This is a genomic window from Enterobacter cloacae complex sp. ECL352 (genome assembly GCF_020149545.1).
GTDB lineage: Bacteria > Pseudomonadota > Gammaproteobacteria > Enterobacterales > Enterobacteriaceae > Enterobacter > Enterobacter asburiae_B.
The window spans coordinates 3,004,369-3,022,254 of the sequence record NZ_CP083709.1 but is presented as its reverse complement, the minus strand read 5'-3'; the positions used below and the strand labels follow the sequence as shown (position 1 = coordinate 3,022,254).

12 protein-coding genes are annotated in these 17,886 nt (G+C 57.7%); 10 read left to right on the top strand and 2 right to left on the bottom strand.

Features of this window, described 5'->3' with window-relative positions; translation table 11 throughout:
- Positions 1–14 precede the first annotated feature (14 nt).
- Entirely contained in the window at positions 15–860 is an 846-nt protein-coding gene (gene araC, locus LBF07_RS14690) for an arabinose operon transcriptional regulator AraC (RefSeq protein ID WP_023310373.1), read from the bottom strand.
- Between the two features lie 337 nt (positions 861–1,197).
- Between araC and araB the strand changes: the two genes are divergently transcribed.
- From araB to rluA, 6 genes are all read left to right on the top strand, one after another.
- Positions 1,198–2,907 (top strand): ribulokinase, encoded by a 1,710-nt coding sequence (gene araB / locus LBF07_RS14685; protein ID WP_094934510.1) that lies wholly within the window; start codon positions 1,198–1,200, stop codon positions 2,905–2,907.
- 10 nt (positions 2,908–2,917) lie between these two features.
- Positions 2,918–4,420, top strand: coding sequence for an L-arabinose isomerase (gene araA, locus LBF07_RS14680; protein ID WP_023310371.1), 1,503 nt, complete (start codon positions 2,918–2,920; stop codon positions 4,418–4,420).
- Positions 4,421–4,467: 47 nt separating this feature from the next.
- Positions 4,468–5,163, top strand: a complete 696-nt coding sequence (araD, locus tag LBF07_RS14675) for an L-ribulose-5-phosphate 4-epimerase (protein WP_039260840.1) — start codon at positions 4,468–4,470, stop codon at positions 5,161–5,163.
- A 74-nt stretch (positions 5,164–5,237) separates the two neighbouring features.
- On the top strand, positions 5,238–7,595 hold the full coding sequence (gene polB, locus LBF07_RS14670; RefSeq protein ID WP_094934509.1) for a DNA polymerase II: 2,358 nt from the start codon (positions 5,238–5,240) through the stop codon (positions 7,593–7,595).
- Positions 7,596–7,723: 128 nt separating this feature from the next.
- Positions 7,724–10,630 carry an RNA polymerase-associated protein RapA gene (gene rapA, locus LBF07_RS14665; protein WP_094934508.1) on the top strand — a complete coding sequence of 969 codons (2,907 nt, stop codon included), beginning with the start codon at positions 7,724–7,726 and terminating at the stop codon, positions 10,628–10,630.
- A gap of 12 nt (positions 10,631–10,642) precedes the next feature.
- Positions 10,643–11,302, top strand: a complete 660-nt coding sequence (gene rluA, locus LBF07_RS14660; protein WP_008502014.1) for a bifunctional tRNA pseudouridine(32) synthase/23S rRNA pseudouridine(746) synthase RluA — start codon at positions 10,643–10,645, stop codon at positions 11,300–11,302.
- A 30-nt stretch (positions 11,303–11,332) separates the two neighbouring features.
- Here rluA and djlA read toward each other — a convergent pair whose 3' ends face one another.
- The gene (djlA, locus tag LBF07_RS14655) at positions 11,333–12,148 is read right to left on the bottom strand and encodes a co-chaperone DjlA (protein WP_008502016.1); all 816 of its coding nucleotides are present in this window, start codon (positions 12,146–12,148) and stop codon (positions 11,333–11,335) included.
- 239 nt (positions 12,149–12,387) lie between these two features.
- Between djlA and lptD the strand changes: the two genes are divergently transcribed.
- Genes lptD through rsmA form a run of 4 tightly spaced genes read left to right on the top strand, consistent with a single transcriptional unit; the run spans position 12,388 to position 17,883 of the window.
- Complete coding sequence (gene lptD / locus LBF07_RS14650) at positions 12,388–14,739, top strand: LPS assembly protein LptD (RefSeq protein WP_033144609.1); 2,352 nt, start codon at positions 12,388–12,390, stop codon at positions 14,737–14,739.
- Between the two features lie 53 nt (positions 14,740–14,792).
- A complete protein-coding gene (gene surA / locus LBF07_RS14645) occupies positions 14,793–16,079 on the top strand; it encodes a peptidylprolyl isomerase SurA (RefSeq protein ID WP_033144608.1) in 1,287 nt (428 codons plus the stop codon).
- The gene (gene pdxA, locus LBF07_RS14640; protein WP_094934507.1) at positions 16,079–17,065 is read left to right on the top strand and encodes a 4-hydroxythreonine-4-phosphate dehydrogenase PdxA; all 987 of its coding nucleotides are present in this window, start codon (positions 16,079–16,081) and stop codon (positions 17,063–17,065) included. The genes surA and pdxA overlap by 1 nt, the downstream gene beginning before the upstream one ends.
- The gene (gene rsmA / locus LBF07_RS14635) at positions 17,062–17,883 is read left to right on the top strand and encodes a 16S rRNA (adenine(1518)-N(6)/adenine(1519)-N(6))-dimethyltransferase RsmA (protein WP_023310362.1); all 822 of its coding nucleotides are present in this window, start codon (positions 17,062–17,064) and stop codon (positions 17,881–17,883) included. The genes pdxA and rsmA overlap by 4 nt, the downstream gene beginning before the upstream one ends.
- Positions 17,884–17,886 lie beyond the last annotated feature (3 nt).

The following is a 17,886-nucleotide window of genomic DNA, read 5'->3' as shown; positions in this document are numbered from 1 at the left end:
TCTTTTTTTACCGTTTATTCACATCCCGCGCGGAATTCGCTCGGGCTGGCGCCGGTGCATTTTTTAAATACCCGGGAGAAATAGAGCTGATCCTCAAAGCCCACGTTGCGTCCGACGGTGGCAATCGGCATCCGGGTGGTACTGAGCAGCAGCTTCGCCTGGCTGATGCGCTGATCCTCGCGCCAGCTCAATACGCTGACGCCCAGCTGCTGGCGGAACAGATGCGACAGCCGCGACGGCGACAGGCAGACGTGCTGAGCAACGCTGGCGATATCAAACTGGCTATCGGCCAGGTGGTCGCTGATGTACTGGCAGGCGTCGCGCACGCGGTTGTCCAGCGGGGGATTAAGCGACTCGTTAATCGCCTCCATCCGTCGCAGCAGCAGCTGTTCAAGCAGGTTAATCGCCAGCAGTTCGGCGTAGCGACCACCGGCCTGTCCCGCCTCGATAATCTGCGCAAAAAGCTCGCGAAACTGCGCCAGATGAACCTCATCTGGGCGATAAAAACCGGTATGCGCAAAAATGGCGGGCCACGAAAGCCACTCCTGCCAGTAGGCGCGCGGACGGAAATAGACCCACTGGTGATACCACTCTTTGGCATCCGGATGACGGCCATAGTGGTGGATCTCCCCCGGCGGGAACAGCAGGATATCGCCGGGGCGGCAGACAAACTGCTGGTCACCGTTCTTGATGATCCCTTCTCCTCGCACGGTCAGATTGAGGATATACCCTTTCATGCCGAGCGGTCGGTCGACGTAAAAGTCGAGGTATCCCTCAGCCTCGATAGGGGTCAGTCCCGCCACAAGGTGCGCGTTAAACGAGTATCCCGGCAGCAGGGGATCGTTTTGCGTTTCGGCCATAGATTCAGTTCTCCCAAGGGTCCTGAAGGAAACCAATTGTCCATATCACTAAAAGCAGCTTTAAAATGGCCCGCGAAAAGATCCAAAAAGCATCACGCCGCTTTTACGTCCGCCATGTTTCAGCCTTTCCCCCTGATTTCTCCGCCAGAGCAGGCAGATAACCAGTAACAAAAGTGTCTATAAGTGCGGCAGAAATGTCCACATTGAATATTTGCACGGCGTCACACTTTCCGTTGTAACAGCAATTTAGTCCATAAGATTAGCGGATCCTGCCTGACGACTTTTTTCCCCAGTCTCTAATGTTCTTCCATACCTGTTTTTTCGATGGAGCAACACCATGGCAATTGCGATTGGCCTCGATTTTGGCAGCGATTCGGTTCGCGCGCTGGCAGTGGACTGTACGTCCGGCCAGGAGATAGCAACCAGCGTTGAGTGGTACCCGCGCTGGCAAGAGGGGCGCTACTGTGATGCGCCGAACAACCAGTTCCGTCACCACCCGCGTGACTATATCGAGTCGATGGAAGCGGCGATCAAAACCGTCCTTGCCGAACTGACCGATGCCCAGCGGGCTGAGATTGTCGGAATTGGCGTCGACAGCACCGGCTCCACGCCTGCCCCGGTGGATGCCGAAGGCCGCGTGCTGGCGCTGCGCCCGGAGTTTGCCGACAACCCGAACGCCATGTTCGTGCTGTGGAAAGACCACACCGCCGTAGAAGAGGCTGAAGCCATTACGCGCCTGTGCCATCAGCCGGGCAAGACAGACTACTCGCGCTACATCGGCGGGATTTATTCCAGCGAATGGTTCTGGGCCAAGATCCTCCACGTCACCCGTGCCGACGCAGCCGTCGCGCAGGCTGCGGCGTCATGGGTTGAGCTGTGCGACTGGGTGCCTGCCCTGCTCTCCGGCACCACTCGCCCGCAGGATATCCGCCGCGGCCGCTGCAGCGCCGGGCATAAATCCCTGTGGCACGAAAGCTGGGGCGGCCTGCCTCCGGCCGCGTTCTTCGATGAACTCGACCCGATCCTCAACAAGAGCCTGACGTACCCGCTGTTTACCGACACCTTTACCGCCGATATTCCCGTCGGCACCCTCTGCGAAGAGTGGGCGACGCGCCTCGGCCTGCCGCAGAACGTGGCCATCTCCGGCGGCGCCTTTGACTGCCATATGGGCGCCGTGGGCGCGGGCGCACAGCCAAACACGCTGGTCAAAGTCATCGGGACCTCCACCTGCGACATCCTGACGGCAGATAAAGCCACCGTCGGCGACCGGGCGGTGAAAGGCATCTGCGGCCAGGTTGACGGCAGCGTGGTGCCGGACTTCATCGGTCTTGAAGCGGGTCAGTCCGCGTTTGGCGATATCTACGCCTGGTTTGGTCGCGTGCTCGGCTGGCCGCTGGACCAGCTGGCGGCGGCACATCCTGAACTAAAAACCCAGATAGCCGACAGCAAAAAGCAGCTTCTGCCGCAGCTCACCGAAGCCTGGGCAAAAAATCCGTCTCTCGATCACCTGCCGGTGGTGCTGGACTGGTTTAACGGCCGCCGCACGCCGTTTGCCAACCAGCGTCTGAAAGGGGTGATCACCGATCTCAACCTGGCGACCGACGCGCCCGCGCTGTTCGGCGGTCTGATTGCCGCAACGGCCTTCGGTGCCCGCGCCATTATGGAGTGCTTCACCGGGCAGGGCATCGACGTGAACAACGTGATGGCGCTGGGCGGCATCGCCCGTAAAAACCCGGTGATCATGCAGGCCTGCTGCGACGTGCTGAACCGTCCGCTGCAGATTGTGGCCTCCGATCAGTGCTGCGCGCTGGGCGCGGCGATTTTCGCCGCCGTGGCTGCGGGCGTTCATGCCGACATCCCGATCGCGCAGCAGCATATGGCGAGCGCCGTCGAAAACACGCTTCAGCCGCGTGCCCAGCAGGCGCAACGCTTTGAACAGCTTTATCAGCGCTACCAGCAATGGGCAAAAAGCGCCGAACTTCACTATCTCCCTGTCGCCGCCCCGGCCAAAAGCACCGCGGACACTACGGCAACCCTGACCCATTAAGGACACGATGATGACCATTTTTAATAACTATGAAGTGTGGTTTGTGATTGGCAGCCAGCATCTGTACGGACCGGAAGCGCTGCAGCAGGTGACGAAACACGCGGAGCACGTCGTTAACGCGCTGAACGCGGAAGCTAAACTGCCGTGCAAACTGGTGCTGAAACCGCTGGGCACGACGCCTGACGAAATTACCCACATCTGCCGCGACGCCAACTACGACGATAAATGCGCCGGTCTGGTGGTGTGGCTGCACACCTTCTCACCCGCCAAAATGTGGATCAACGGCCTGTCTATCCTCAACAAACCGCTGCTGCAGTTCCATACCCAGTTCAACGCCTCCCTGCCGTGGGACAGCATCGACATGGACTTTATGAACCTGAACCAGACCGCGCACGGCGGCCGCGAGTTCGGCTTCATCGGCGCGCGTATGCGCCAGCAGCACGCGGTGGTCACCGGCCACTGGCAGGATGGCAAGGCGCAACAGCGTATCGGCTCCTGGATGCGTCAGGCGGTCTCTAAGCAGGATACCCGCCATCTGAAAGTGGTGCGTTTCGGCGACAACATGCGTGAAGTGGCGGTCACGGACGGCGACAAAGTGGCCGCGCAGATCAAGTTCGGCTTCTCCGTGAACACCTGGGCCGTGGGCGACCTGGTGCAGGTGGTGAATGAAATCAGCGACGGCGACGTGAGCGCTTTGGTGGACGAGTACGAAAGCAGCTACCGCCTGACGCCTGCGGCACAAATCAACGGCGACAAGCGTCAGAACGTGCTGGACGCGGCGCGCATCGAGCTGGGCATGAAGCGCTTCCTGGAACAGGGCGGCTTCCACGCCTTTACCACTACCTTTGAAGACCTCCACGGCCTGAAACAGCTGCCGGGTCTGGCAGTACAACGTCTGATGCAGCAGGGCTACGGCTTTGCGGGCGAAGGCGACTGGAAAACTGCCGCTCTGCTTCGCATCATGAAGGTGATGTCGACCGGTCTGCAGGGCGGCACCTCCTTTATGGAGGACTACACCTATCACTTCGAAAACGGCAACGACCTGGTGCTCGGCTCGCACATGCTGGAAGTGTGCCCGACGATCGCCGTGGAAGAGAAACCGATCCTCGACGTGCAGTACCTCGGCATCGGCGGCAAAGCCGATCCGGCGCGTCTGATCTTCAACACCCGTACGGGCCCGGCCATCAACGCCAGCCTGATCGACCTGGGCGATCGCTTCCGCCTGCTGGTGAACTGCGTCGATGCGGTTGAAACGCCGCACTCTCTGCCGAAACTGCCGGTCGCCAACGCCCTGTGGAAAGCACAGCCTGACCTGCCAACCGCCTCAGAGGCCTGGATCCTGGCCGGCGGCGCGCACCACACGGTGTTTAGCCACGCGCTGGATCTGAACGACATGCGTCAGTTCGCCGAGCTGCACGATATCGAGCTGACCGTGATTGATAACGATACCCGCCTGCCCGCCTTCAAAGACGCGCTGCGCTGGAACGAAGTCTATTACGGTTCAAAACGCTAAGTACGGAATGCCCGGTGACGCTACGCTCACCGGGCAGGGAGATAACGATGTTAGACGATCTCAAACGTCAGGTGCTCGAAGCCAACCTGGCGCTGCCGAAACATAATCTGGTCACCCTGACATGGGGCAACGTCAGCGCCGTTGACCGCGAAAAAGGCGTGTTCGTGATTAAGCCTTCCGGCGTGGATTACACGGTGATGACCGCAGACGATATGGTCGTTGTCAGCCTTGAGACCGGCGAAGTGGTCGAAGGTAAGAAAAAACCGTCCTCCGATACGCCGACTCACCGCCTGCTGTATCGGTCATTCCCGACCATCGGCGGCATCGTGCATACCCATTCGCGCCACGCCACCATCTGGGCGCAGGCGGGCCAGTCCATCCCGGCGACCGGCACCACGCACGCGGACTACTTTTACGGCACCATTCCCTGCACGCGTCTGATGACCGATGCGGAGATTAACGGTGAGTACGAGTGGGAAACGGGCAACGTGATTGTCGAAACCTTCGAAAAACAGGGGATCGACGCGGCGCAAATGCCCGGCGTGCTGGTGCACTCCCACGGCCCGTTTGCCTGGGGTAAAAACGCGGAAGACGCGGTGCATAACGCCATCGTGCTCGAAGAGGTCGCCTATATGGGGATCTTCTGTCGCCAGCTGGCGCCGCAGCTGCCGGATATGCAGCAAACCCTGCTGGATAAGCATTACCTGCGCAAGCACGGCGCGAAGGCCTATTACGGGCAGTAAACTGTATATAAACCCAGCATTAAAATCTTAACCAGGCTATAATCAGGCCTGGTTTTGTTTTCTGGGATAACGGCGTGGCGCAGGCGCAAGAAGGCTTTTTACTGACCCGACACTGGCGGGATACCCCTCAGGGCACCGAGGTCGCGTTCTGGCTGGCAACCGACAGCGGTCCGCTGCACGTTACGCTGCCCCCGCAGGAATCCGTGGCCTTTATTCCTGAAGCCCACGTCGAAAAGGTGAAACAGCTGCTGCGCGGCGAAAACGGCTGGCGTATGACCCCGCTTGAGCTGAAAGATTTCCACCGCCAGCCGGTTTATGGCCTCTACTGTCGCGCCCATCGTCAGCTGATGCGCTATGAAAAGCTGCTCCGCGAGGCTGGCGTGACGCTCTATGAGGCCGATATCCGCCCACCGGAACGCTTTCTGATGGAGCGGTTCATCACCGCCCCCGTCTGGGTCGACGGCACCGCGCAGAGCGGCAGCCTCGTTAACGCGCGCCTGAAGCCGAACCCGCACTACCGCCCGCCGCTGAAGTGGGTCTCCCTGGATATCGAAACCACCCGTCACGGCGAACTGTACTGCATCGGTCTGGAAGGCTGCGGCGATCGGGTTGTCTATATGCTCGGGCCGCCGAATGGCGATGCGTCCGCGCTGGATTTCCGGCTTGAGTACGTCAACAGCCGCCCGCAGCTGCTGGAGAAGCTTAACCAGTGGTTTGCAGACAACGACCCCGACGTCCTGATCGGCTGGAACGTGGTGCAATTCGACCTGCGCGTGCTGCAAAAGCACGCCGAGCGCTACCGCATTCCGCTGTTGCTGGGGCGCGGAAACAGCGAGCTGGAATGGCGAGAACACGGTTTTAAGAACGGTGTTTTTTTCGCGCAGGCCAACGGTCGCCTGATTATCGACGGCATTGAGGCGCTTAAGTCCGCCTTCTGGAATTTCTCTTCATTCTCCCTCGAAGCGGTCGCACAGGAGCTGCTTGGCGAAGGCAAATCCATCGACAACCCCTGGGACAGAATGGACGAGATCGACCGGCGCTTTAATGAAGATAAACCGGCGCTTGCCACCTATAACCTGAAAGACTGCGAGCTGGTCACGCAGATTTTCCACAAAACCGAGATTATGCCGTTCCTGCTGGAGCGCGCGACGGTAAACGGCCTGGCGGCAGACAGGCACGGCGGCTCCGTGGCGGCCTTTAGCCACCTCTATTTTCCGCGCATGCACCGGGCGGGATACGTCGCCCCCAACCTCGGGGACGTACCGCCGCAGGCGAGCCCCGGCGGGTACGTGATGGACTCCCGGCCAGGTTTGTATGACTCGGTGCTGGTGCTGGACTATAAAAGCCTCTACCCGTCGATTATCCGCACCTTTCTGATCGATCCCGTCGGGCTGGTTGAGGGCATGGCCCGGCCGGACGATGAGCACAGCACCGAAGGTTTCCTCGGCGCACGCTTCTCGCGGGAAAAACACTGCCTGCCTGAAATCGTGGGAAACATCTGGCACGGCCGCGATGAGGCCAAGCGCCACGGCAACAAGCCGCTATCACAGGCGCTGAAAATCATTATGAACGCCTTTTACGGCGTGCTGGGCACCAGCGCCTGCCGCTTCTTTGACCCGCGTCTGGCCTCCTCGATCACCATGCGCGGGCACGAGATCATGCGCCAGACCAAAGCGCTGATTGAGTCCCGGGGCTATGACGTCATCTACGGCGACACGGACTCCACCTTTGTGTGGCTTAAGGGCGCGCATTCAGAAGACGACGCCGCGCAAATCGGCAACGCGCTAGTCGCCTTCGTGAACGACTGGTGGCAGGAACATTTGCAGAAAGAGCGGTTAACCAGCGCGCTGGAGCTGGAATTTGAAACCCATTTCGCCCGCTTTTTAATGCCCACCATTCGCGGCACCGATCAGGGCAGCAAGAAGCGTTACGCCGGGCTGATTCAGGAAGGCGACGCGCAGCGGATGGTTTTTAAAGGGCTGGAGACGGTACGTACCGACTGGACGCCGCTGGCGCAGCAGTTCCAGCAGACGCTCTATCTGCGGGTGTTTCGCAATGAGCCCTATCAGGACTACGTGCGCGAGACGATAGCCAGCCTGATGGCGGGCGAACTTGACGCGCAGCTGGTATACCGCAAGCGCCTGCGCCGCCCGCTGGCGGAGTACCAGCGCAACGTTCCTCCGCACGTACGCGCCGCGCGCCTGGCGGATGAGGAAAACGTACGCCGTGGCCGCGCGCCGCAGTATCAAAACCGGGGAACCATCAAATACGTCTGGACCATTAGCGGCCCGGAACCCGTGGATTATCAGCACTCTCCTCTCGATTACGAACACTATCTGACGCGCCAGCTTCAGCCGGTTGCCGACGGAATTTTGCCCTTCATCGACGATGATTTTGCTACACTGGTTACAGGGCAACTTGGCCTATTTTGACGCGTGACGAAATGGCTGCCATCCAGTACCATAGCGCCCTTTCCATTCCTGGACCCATTTTTCGTTGACCGTCTTTTTTGACGGTAGTCGAACTATTGCCTGCAATTAAAGATTAGAGCCGAACAACTATGCCTTTTACACTTGGTCAACGCTGGATCAGCGATACAGAAAGCGAACTTGGACTAGGAACCGTCGTAGCAATCGATACGCGTATGGTTACCCTCCTCTTCCCTGCCACCGGTGAAAACCGTCTGTACGCTCGCAATGACTCCCCTGTTACCCGCGTGATGTTCAATCCGGGCGACACCGTGACCAGCCATGACGGCTGGCAGCTCAAGATTGAAGACGTAAAAGAAGAGAATGGACTGCTCGCCTACATTGGTACTCGTCTTGATACGGATGAAGCCAATGTCATCCTGCGTGAAGTGCTGCTCGACAGCAAACTGGTGTTCAGCAAGCCGCAGGACCGCCTGTTTGCCGGGCAAATCGACCGTATGGATCGCTTCTCCCTGCGCTATCGCGCGCGTAAGTTCCAGAGTGAACAGTACCGCATGCCGTGGAGCGGCCTGCGCGGCCAGCGCACCAGCCTGATCCCCCACCAGCTGAACATCGCCCACGACGTGGGCCGTCGCCACGCGCCGCGCGTGCTGCTGGCAGATGAAGTGGGCCTGGGTAAAACCATCGAAGCGGGCATGATCCTGCATCAACAGCTGCTTTCCGGCGCAGCCGAACGCGTGCTGATCGTGGTGCCAGAAACCCTGCAGCACCAGTGGCTGGTTGAGATGCTGCGCCGCTTTAACCTGCGTTTCTCCCTGTTCGACGATGAACGCTATGCCGAAGCGCAGCACGACGCCGACAACCCGTTTGAAACCGAACAGCTGGTGATTTGTTCCCTGGACTTCGTGCGCCGCAGCAAGCAGCGTCTTGAGCACCTGTGCGATGCCGAGTGGGACATTATGGTTGTTGACGAAGCGCACCACCTGGTCTGGAGCGAAGACGCGCCGAGCCGCGAATATATGGCTATCGAGCAGCTTGCCGAGCGCGTGCCTGGCGTCCTGCTGCTGACCGCAACGCCGGAGCAGCTGGGTCTGGAAAGCCACTTCGCCCGTCTGCGCCTGCTCGATCCAAACCGTTTCCACGACTTTGAGCAGTTCGTGGAAGAACAGAATAACTACCGTCCGGTCGCCGATGCCGTCGCCATGCTGCTGGCGGGCAAGCGTCTTTCTGATGACGAACTCAACACCCTGAGCGACCTGATTGGCGAGCAGGATATCGAGCCGCTTTTGCAGGCTGCGAACAGCGACAGCGACAACGCGGAATCCGCGCGTAAAGAGCTGATCGACATGCTGATGGACCGCCACGGCACCAGCCGCGTGCTGTTCCGTAACACCCGTAACGGCGTCAAAGGCTTCCCGAAACGCGAGCTGCATACGATTAAGCTGCCGCTGCCGACGCAGTATCAGACGGCGATTAAAGTCTCCGGCATTATGGGTGCGCGCAAAACCCAGGAAGAGCGCGCCCGCGACATGCTTTATCCGGAACAAATCTACCAGGAGTTTGAAGGCGATACCGGCACCTGGTGGAACTTCGATCCGCGCGTGGAGTGGCTGATGGGCTACCTGACCGCGCACCGCTCCCAGAAGGTGCTGGTGATCTGCGCCAAAGCGGCCACCGCGCTGCAGCTGGAGCAGGTTCTGCGCGAGCGCGAAGGCATTCGCGCCGCCGTGTTCCACGAAGGCATGTCCATCGTCGAGCGCGACCGCGCCGCGGCGTGGTTCGGGGAAGAGGACAGCGGCGCACAGGTTCTGCTGTGCTCGGAAATCGGCTCTGAAGGCCGTAACTTCCAGTTCGCCAGCAATCTGGTGATGTTCGATCTGCCGTTTAACCCGGATCTGCTCGAGCAGCGTATCGGCCGTCTGGATCGTATCGGCCAGGCGCATGATATTCAGATACACGTGCCGTATCTGGAAAAAACCGCGCAGTCCGTGCTGGTACGCTGGTTCCACGAAGGTCTGGACGCGTTTGAACATACCTGCCCGACGGGCCGCACCATTTATGATCAAGTGCATGGCGATCTGATCGGCTACCTGGCCGCGCCGGAAAACGCGGAAGGGTTTGATGAGCTGATCAAGTCCTGCCGTGAGAAGCACGACGCGCTGAAAGCGCAGCTGGAGCAGGGCCGCGACCGCCTGCTGGAGATCCACTCCAACGGCGGTGAAAAAGCGCAGGCGCTGGCTGAGAGTATTGAAGAACAGGATGATGACACCAGCCTGATCAGCTTCTCCATGAACCTGTTCGACATCGTCGGCATCAACCAGGACGACCGCGGCGAGAACCTGATTGTCCTGACCCCGTCCGATCACATGCTGGTTCCGGATTTCCCGGGCCTGCCGGAAGATGGCTGTACCATCACCTTTGAGCGTGACGTGGCGCTGTCCCGTGAAGATGCCCAGTTTATCACCTGGGAACACCCGCTGATCCGCAACGGTCTGGACCTGATCCTCTCCGGCGATACCGGCAGCAGCACCATCTCCCTGTTGAAAAACAAGGCGCTGCCGGTGGGCACCCTGCTGGTGGAGCTGATCTACGTTGTGGAAGCGCAGGCGCCGAAACAGCTGCAGCTCACCCGCTTCCTGCCGCCAACGCCCGTCCGCCTGCTGCTGGACAAAAACGGCACGAACCTGGCGGGACAGGTTGAATTCGAGAGTTTCAACCGACAGCTGAGCGCGGTAAACCGCCACACGGGCAGCAAGCTGGTGAACGCGGTACAGCAGGATGTGCACGCTATTCTGCAACTGGGCGAAACCCAGATTGAAAAAGCGGCCAGAGCGCTGATTGACGCCGCGCGCAGTGAAGCCGACGAGAAACTGTCTGCGGAGCTGTCCCGTCTGGAAGCGTTAAAAGCGGTCAACCCGAACATCCGCGACGACGAGCTGGCGGCGATTGAAAGCAACCGTCAGCAGGTGCTGGAAAGCCTGAATCAGGCTGGCTGGCGTCTGGATGCCCTGCGTCTTATCGTTGTGACGCATCAGTAAACGGAGCGCAAGATGGTGATGGAGCCTTACAATCCGCCTCAGGATCCCTGGCTGGTCATTCTGTATCAGGATGAACACATTATGGTGGTCAACAAGCCCAGCGGCCTGTTGTCCGTGCCGGGGCGTCTGGACGAGCACAAAGACAGCGTGATGACGCGCATTCAGCGCGATTATCCGCAGGCGGAGTCTGTCCATCGCCTGGATATGGCCACCAGCGGCGTGATTGTGGTGGCGCTGAACAAAGCGGCGGAACGCGAGTTAAAGCGCCAGTTCCGCGAGCGCGAGCCGAAAAAGCAGTATGTCGCCCGCGTCTGGGGCCACCCCGCGCAGGCGGAAGGGCTGGTAGATTTACCGCTGATCTGCGACTGGCCGAACCGGCCTAAGCAGAAGGTGTGTTACGAAACCGGCAAGGCCGCGCAGACCGAGTACGAAGTGCTGGAGTACGCGCCGGATAATACCGCGCGCGTCCTGCTTAAGCCGATTACCGGACGTTCGCACCAGCTGCGCGTGCATATGCTCGCCCTGGGTCATCCGATTCTGGGCGACCGCTTCTACGCGCCGCCTGAAGCGCTGGCCTTAGCGCCACGTCTGCAGCTGCACGCGCAGACGCTCACCATCACCCATCCGGCCTTCGGTAACGCGATGACGTTTAAAGCCCCGGTGGACTTCTAAAAAAAAAGCCCGACATCGTCGGGCTTTTTCTTATTTGAAACCTTTCTTCTCTTTAATGAGCTCGTACGCCTTCTGGATTTCCTGCGCTTTTTGCTTCGCCATCTCCATCATTTCTGGCGGTAAGCCTTTCGCGACCAGTTTGTCCGGATGGTGTTCGCTCATGAGCTTACGATAGGCACGTTTAATCGTGGTCTGATCGTCAGAGGGCTTAACGCCAAGCACGTTGCAGGCGTCTTCCAGCGTCGGACCACGCTGCGCCTGCTGCCAGGCACCGCCGGACGACTGCTGGTGATAGCCGCCGCCAAACTGCGCCCCGCCCTGCATCATGCGCAGGAACTGGTCAAACTGCATGCGGGAGATGCCCAGCTCTTCCGCAATGACGTACAGCACGTCACGTTCATTAGGATGAAGTGAACCGTCTGCGAAAGCCGCCTGGATTTGAATTTCCAGAAACATCCGAATTAAATCAAAACGCCCGAAGCAGATGCTGCGGAACTGACGCATTTTTTCGCGAAGCGGATAATTATCCGACTTACCGATGCGAAACGCATTTTGCGCTTCCAGACGGGAGTCGCCGTGCAGGTTCATGCGATCCATAAAGACGCTGGCAATCTGAATATCGGCTTCTGTGACACGCCCTTTGGATTTGGTTAAGTGCCCCATGACCTCAAAGGTGGTGGAGAAAAAGAGTGACTGACGCTCGCGCTGATTGGCAAACCAGGCCATTTTGCGGCTGCGCGCCTTATCAAACATATGGCCGATAATAAGCCCAAGCACAATCCCCCAGAACCCGGCACCCATGATGATGGCGAACGCAACGCCGATTATTTTACCCCAATACTGCATATACTCCCCGGATAGTCATATTCCTTGCCGACGCAACGTCATCATCACTGTGTTCAAGTCACGGTCAATTGAAGGACATCGCCTATAATTTGCTTTATCATACTCGTCATTCGATAGCGAGCCTAACACTCTGGCACGCAAACGGGCAGGATTAACGCTGGTACTGCGCAGATGAGTAAGATAGTCTCTGAGCGTTTGTAAGCCGTAGCCACTGATGACGGAACAATAAAATACAACGTATGAAAAAACGTATCCCCACCCTCCTGGCCACAATGATTGGCTCCGCCCTGTACAGTCAACAGGGGCTGGCGGCCGATCTCGCCTCGCAGTGTATGCTTGGCGTCCCAAGTTATAATCGCCCACTGGTGAGTGGCGATACAAATAGCTTGCCGGTAACCATTACTGCCGACAGTTCGAAAGGGACTTACCCTGACAATGCCACCTTTACGGGCAATGTCGATATTAACCAAGGCAATAGCCGCCTGCAGGCAGATGAAGTGCAATTGCACCAGAAACAGCCGGAAGGTGCGGCCGAGCCGGTACGAACGGTGGATGCGCTGGGTAATGTGCACTATGACGACAATCAGGTCATCCTGAAAGGTCCGAAAGCCTGGTCAAACCTGAATACTAAAGATACTAACGTCTGGAAAGGTGATTACCAGATGGTGGGTCGCCAGGGGCGCGGTGACGCTGACCTGATGAAACAGCGCGGTGAAAACCGCTATACGATCCTGGAAAACGGCACGTTCACGTCATGTCTGCCGGGTTCCAATACCTGGAGCGTGGTCGGGAGCGAGGTTATCCATGACCGCGAAGAACAGGTCGCAGAGATCTGGAACGCCCGCTTTAAGCTGGGTCCGGTGCCCATATTCTACAGCCCTTATCTGCAGCTTCCCGTCGGTGACAAACGCCGCTCCGGTTTCCTGATCCCGAATGCCAAATACAGCACCACGAACTACTTTGAGTTCTACCTGCCGTATTACTGGAACATCGCGCCAAACATGGATGCGACGATCACGCCGCACTATATTCACAAGCGCGGCAACATCATGTGGGAGAACGAGTTCCGCTATCTGACCCACGCCGGTGCGGGTCTGATGGAGCTGGATTATCTGCCGTCGGATAAAGTCTTCCAGGACGAGCATCCGACCGAAGGCGATAAACACCGTTGGATGTATTTCTGGCAGCATTCCGGGGTAATGGATCAGGTCTGGCGTTTTAACGTTAACTACACCAAGGTCAGTGACCCGAACTACTTCAACGATTTCTCGTCAAAATACGGTTCGAGTACCGACGGTTATGCCACGCAGATCTTCAGCGTTGGCTATGCGGTGCAGAACTTCGATGCGACGGTAACCAACAAGCAGTTCCAGGTGTTCTCCAGCCAGACCGCGAGTACCTATGGTGCCGAGCCGCAGCTGGACGTTAACTGGTACCAGAATGACGTGGGTCCGTTCGACACCCGTATTTATGGTCAGGCGGTGCATTTTGTAAACACCAATTCCAATATGCCGGAAGCCACCCGAGTTCACCTGGAGCCCGTCATCAACTTGCCATGGTCGAATGACTGGGCAAGCCTGAATACGGAAGCCAAGCTGATGGCGACACACTATCAGCAAAAAAATATTGATGATTACAACACCAGCAACAACGCTCATCTTGAGGAAAGCGTAAACCGTACGCTTCCACAGTTCAAAATGGACGGCAAGCTGATCTTCGAACGCAATATGGGACTTCTGGCGGATGGCTATACCCAGACGCTGGAGCCACGTATGCAGTACCTGTATGTGCCTTATCGCGATCAGAGCAACATCAATAACTATGACTCCTCTTTACTGCAATCTGATTACAGCGGCCTGTTCCGCGACCGTACCTACGGTGGCCTTGACCGCATCGCCTCAGCGAACCAGTTAACGACCGGGGTCACATCACGCGTTTATGATGACGCTGCCGTTGAACGTTTTAACGTTTCTGTTGGTCAAATCTACTATTTCACCGAGTCTCGCACCGGCGATGACAATATTAAGTGGGAGAAAGATAACAAGACAGGTTCGCTGATTTGGGCTGGTGATACCTACTGGCGTATGACCGATCGTTGGGGTCTTCGCGGTGGCGTGCAATATGACACCCGTCTCGACAATATCGCCAACAGTACGGCGGCGATTGAGTACCGCCGGGATGAAGATCGTATGGTGCAGTTGACCTATCGTTATGCCAGCCCGGAATATATTCAGGCGACGTTACCAAACTATGGTACTGCAGAGCAGTATAAAGACGGTATTTCGCAGGTGGGTGGCGCAGCGAGCTGGCCAATCGCCGACCGCTGGTCAATCGTAGGCGCTTACTACTTTGACACTAACGCCAATAAACCTGCTGACCAGATGGTGGGTCTGCAATATAACTCCTGCTGTTACGCGCTGCGTGTCGGCTACGAACGCAAGCTTAACGGCTGGAACAGTGAAAACAATCAGAGCAAATACGATAACGTGATTGGCTTTAACTTCGAGTTACGCGGCCTGAGTTCCAACTACGGTCTGGGTACGCAGAAAATGCTGCGCTCGAATATTCTGCCGTACAGTAGCGCCTTGTAATGTGCTTGATTTGCAACGTAATCCGCTTTGCGGTTAATTGAAATGGAAAAAGTATGAAGAACTGGAAAACGCTGCTGCTCGGTGTCGCTATGGTTGCGAATACCAGCTTCGCCGCCCCCCAGGTTGTTGATAAAGTCGCTGCTGTGGTTAACAACGGCGTCGTGCTTGAAAGTGACGTTGACGGTCTGATGAAATCGGTGAAGCTCAATTCGGGCGAAGCCGGTCAACAGCTTCCGGATGACGCTACGCTGCGCCACCAGATCCTGGAGCGTCTGATCATGGATCAGATCGTTCTGCAGATGGGGCAGAAAATGGGTGTGAAGATCACTGACGAGCAGCTCGATCAGGCGATCGCTAACATCGCGAAGCAGAACAATATGTCTTTAGACCAGATGCGCAGCCGTCTGGCCTATGACGGCATCAGCTACGCCACCTACCGGAACCAGATCCGTAAAGAGATGCTGATTTCGGAAGTGCGTAACAACGAAGTGCGTCGCCGCGTCACAATCCTGCCTCAGGAAGTGGACGCGCTGGCAAAACAGGTGGGCAACCAGAACGATGCGAGCACAGAGCTGAACCTGAGCCACATTCTGATCCCACTGCCAGAGAACCCAACGTCCGATCAGGCTGCGGAAGCAGAAAGCCAGGCGCGTTCTATTGTTGAACAGGCGCGTAACGGCGGCGACTTTGGCAAGCTGGCAATCACCTACTCCGCTGACCAACAGGCGCTGAAAGGCGGCCAGATGGGCTGGGGACGTATTCAGGAGCTGCCATCTATCTTTGCCCAGGCGCTGAGCACGGCGAAGAAAGGGGATATCGTTGGTCCTATCCGTTCAGGCGTGGGCTTCCACATTCTGAAGGTGAACGATCTGCGCGGCCAGAGCCAAAATATCTCCGTCACCGAAGTTCACGCTCGCCACATACTTCTGAAACCGTCACCGATCATGACTGACGATCAGGCGCGTGTGAAGCTGGAACAGATCGCAGCTGACATTAAGAGCGGTAAAACCTCATTTGCGAAAGCAGCAAAAGAGTTCTCTCAGGATCCAGGCTCTGCTAACCAGGGCGGCGATCTGGGCTGGGCGGCTGCGGATATCTACGATCCTGCCTTCCGCGATGCGTTGATGAAGCTGAACAAAGGCCAGATCAGCGCGCCTGTCCACTCTTCATTCGGCTGGCATCTGATCGAGCTGATGGACACCCGTAACGTTGATAAAACGGATGCGGCACAGAAAGACAGAGCCTACCGTATGCTGTTTAACCGTAAGTTCTCTGAAGAAGCAGCAACCTGGATGCAGGAACAACGCGCCAGCGCTTACGTGAAAGTTCTGAGCAACTAATGAAACAGCATCGTGTTGTTATCACGCCCGGCGAACCCGCCGGGATTGGGCCTGACCTCGTTGTTCAGCTCGCCCAGCGCAGCTGGCCGGTAGAGCTGGTTGTCTGCGCCGATGCAACACTGTTACAAGACCGGGCAACGCTGCTCGGTCTGCCTTTAACGCTCATTCCTTACGTTGAAGGCCAACAGCCTGCACCGCAGCAAGCCGGTACGCTCACCCTTCTTTCAGTTCCCCTTCGTACGCTGGCCATCCCGGGCCAGCTCAGCACGGAAAACGGTCACTATGTCGTTGAAACCCTTGCGCGCGCCTGCGACGGTTGTCTGAAGGGCGAATTTGCCGCTCTGATCACCGGCCCCGTCCACAAAGGCGTCATCAACGAAGCGGGTATAACCTTTACCGGGCATACGGAGTTTTTCGAAGAGCGCTCGCACAGCCCGAAAGTGGTGATGATGCTGGCGACGGAGGAGATGCGCGTTGCGCTGGTGACTACCCATCTGCCGATCAAAGCCATTCCTGATGCGATCACCCCTGAACTCCTGCGCGAGATCATCGGGATTTTGCACCACGATCTGCAGACAAAGTTTGGGATCCCGCAGCCGCACGTGCTGGTCTGCGGCCTGAACCCGCACGCCGGTGAAGGCGGGCACATGGGCACCGAAGAGATCGACACCATCATTCCGGTACTCAACGAAATGCGGGCGAAGGGGATGAACCTCAGCGGGCCGCTGCCTGCAGATACCCTTTTCCAGCCGAAATACCTGGATAATGCCGACGCCGTGCTCGCGATGTACCACGATCAGGGCCTGCCCGTGCTAAAATACCAGGGCTTTGGCCGCGGGGTGAATATCACCCTCGGTTTACCCTTTATTCGAACGTCCGTTGACCACGGTACTGCGCTGGATCTGGCAGGCCAGGGGAAAGCGGATGTCGGCAGTTTTATTACGGCGCTTAATCTCGCCATCAAAATGATTGTTAATACTCAATGACTAATCGAGTCCATCAGGGCCACTTAGCCCGTAAACGTTTCGGGCAAAACTTCCTTAACGATCAGTTCGTGATCGAAAGCATTGTCTCGGCTATTAATCCGCAAAAAGGTCAGGCGATGGTCGAAATCGGCCCGGGCCTTGCCGCGCTGACCGAGCCGGTAGGCGAACGCCTCGACGAGCTGACCGTCATCGAACTGGACCGCGATCTGGCCGCACGCCTGCAAACGCACCCGTTCCTCGGGCCGAAGCTGACCATCTATCAGCAGGACGCCATGACCATGAACTTTGGCGAGCTGTCCGAAAAAATGGGCCAGCCGCTGCGCGTGTTCGGCAACCTGCCGTACAACATCTCCACGCCGCTCATGTTCCACCTCTTTAGCTATACTGATGCCATTGCCGACATGCACTTCATGTTGCAAAAAGAGGTTGTTAACCGTCTGGTTGCAGGCCCGAACAGTAAAGCGTATGGTCGTTTAAGCGTGATGGCACAGTATTACTGCAACGTGATCCCGGTACTCGAAGTACCGCCGTCAGCGTTCACACCACCACCGAAAGTGGATTCAGCGGTTGTGCGCCTTGTGCCGCACAAGACGAAACCGTATCCGGTTAAAGATCTGCGCGTACTGAGCCGCATTACCACAGAAGCCTTTAACCAGCGCCGTAAAACGATCCGTAACAGCCTGAGCAATTCGTTTACCGTTGAGGTGTTAGCCGAGCTGGGGATCGACCCGGCAATGCGTGCGGAGAACATTTCCGTAGAGCAGTACTGCAAGCTGGCTAATTACATCAGCGATAATGCGCCGCCGAAGGAGAGTTAAGCC

Bases quoted from the DNA above. Each gene is read 5' to 3' on its own strand.
- araC (WP_023310373.1), bottom strand. From the start codon at position 860: ATGGCCGAAACGCAAAACGATCCCCTGCTGCCGGGATACTCGTTTAAC.
- araB (WP_094934510.1), top strand. From the start codon at position 1,198: ATGGCAATTGCGATTGGCCTCGATTTTGGCAGCGATTCGGTTCGCGCG.
- araA (WP_023310371.1), top strand. From the start codon at position 2,918: ATGACCATTTTTAATAACTATGAAGTGTGGTTTGTGATTGGCAGCCAG.
- araD (WP_039260840.1), top strand. From the start codon at position 4,468: ATGTTAGACGATCTCAAACGTCAGGTGCTCGAAGCCAACCTGGCGCTG.
- rapA (WP_094934508.1), top strand. From the start codon at position 7,724: ATGCCTTTTACACTTGGTCAACGCTGGATCAGCGATACAGAAAGCGAA.
- rluA (WP_008502014.1), top strand. From the start codon at position 10,643: ATGGTGATGGAGCCTTACAATCCGCCTCAGGATCCCTGGCTGGTCATT.
- djlA (WP_008502016.1), bottom strand. From the start codon at position 12,148: ATGCAGTATTGGGGTAAAATAATCGGCGTTGCGTTCGCCATCATCATG.
- lptD (WP_033144609.1), top strand. From the start codon at position 12,388: ATGAAAAAACGTATCCCCACCCTCCTGGCCACAATGATTGGCTCCGCC.
- surA (WP_033144608.1), top strand. From the start codon at position 14,793: ATGAAGAACTGGAAAACGCTGCTGCTCGGTGTCGCTATGGTTGCGAAT.
- pdxA (WP_094934507.1), top strand. From the start codon at position 16,079: ATGAAACAGCATCGTGTTGTTATCACGCCCGGCGAACCCGCCGGGATT.
- rsmA (WP_023310362.1), top strand. From the start codon at position 17,062: ATGACTAATCGAGTCCATCAGGGCCACTTAGCCCGTAAACGTTTCGGG.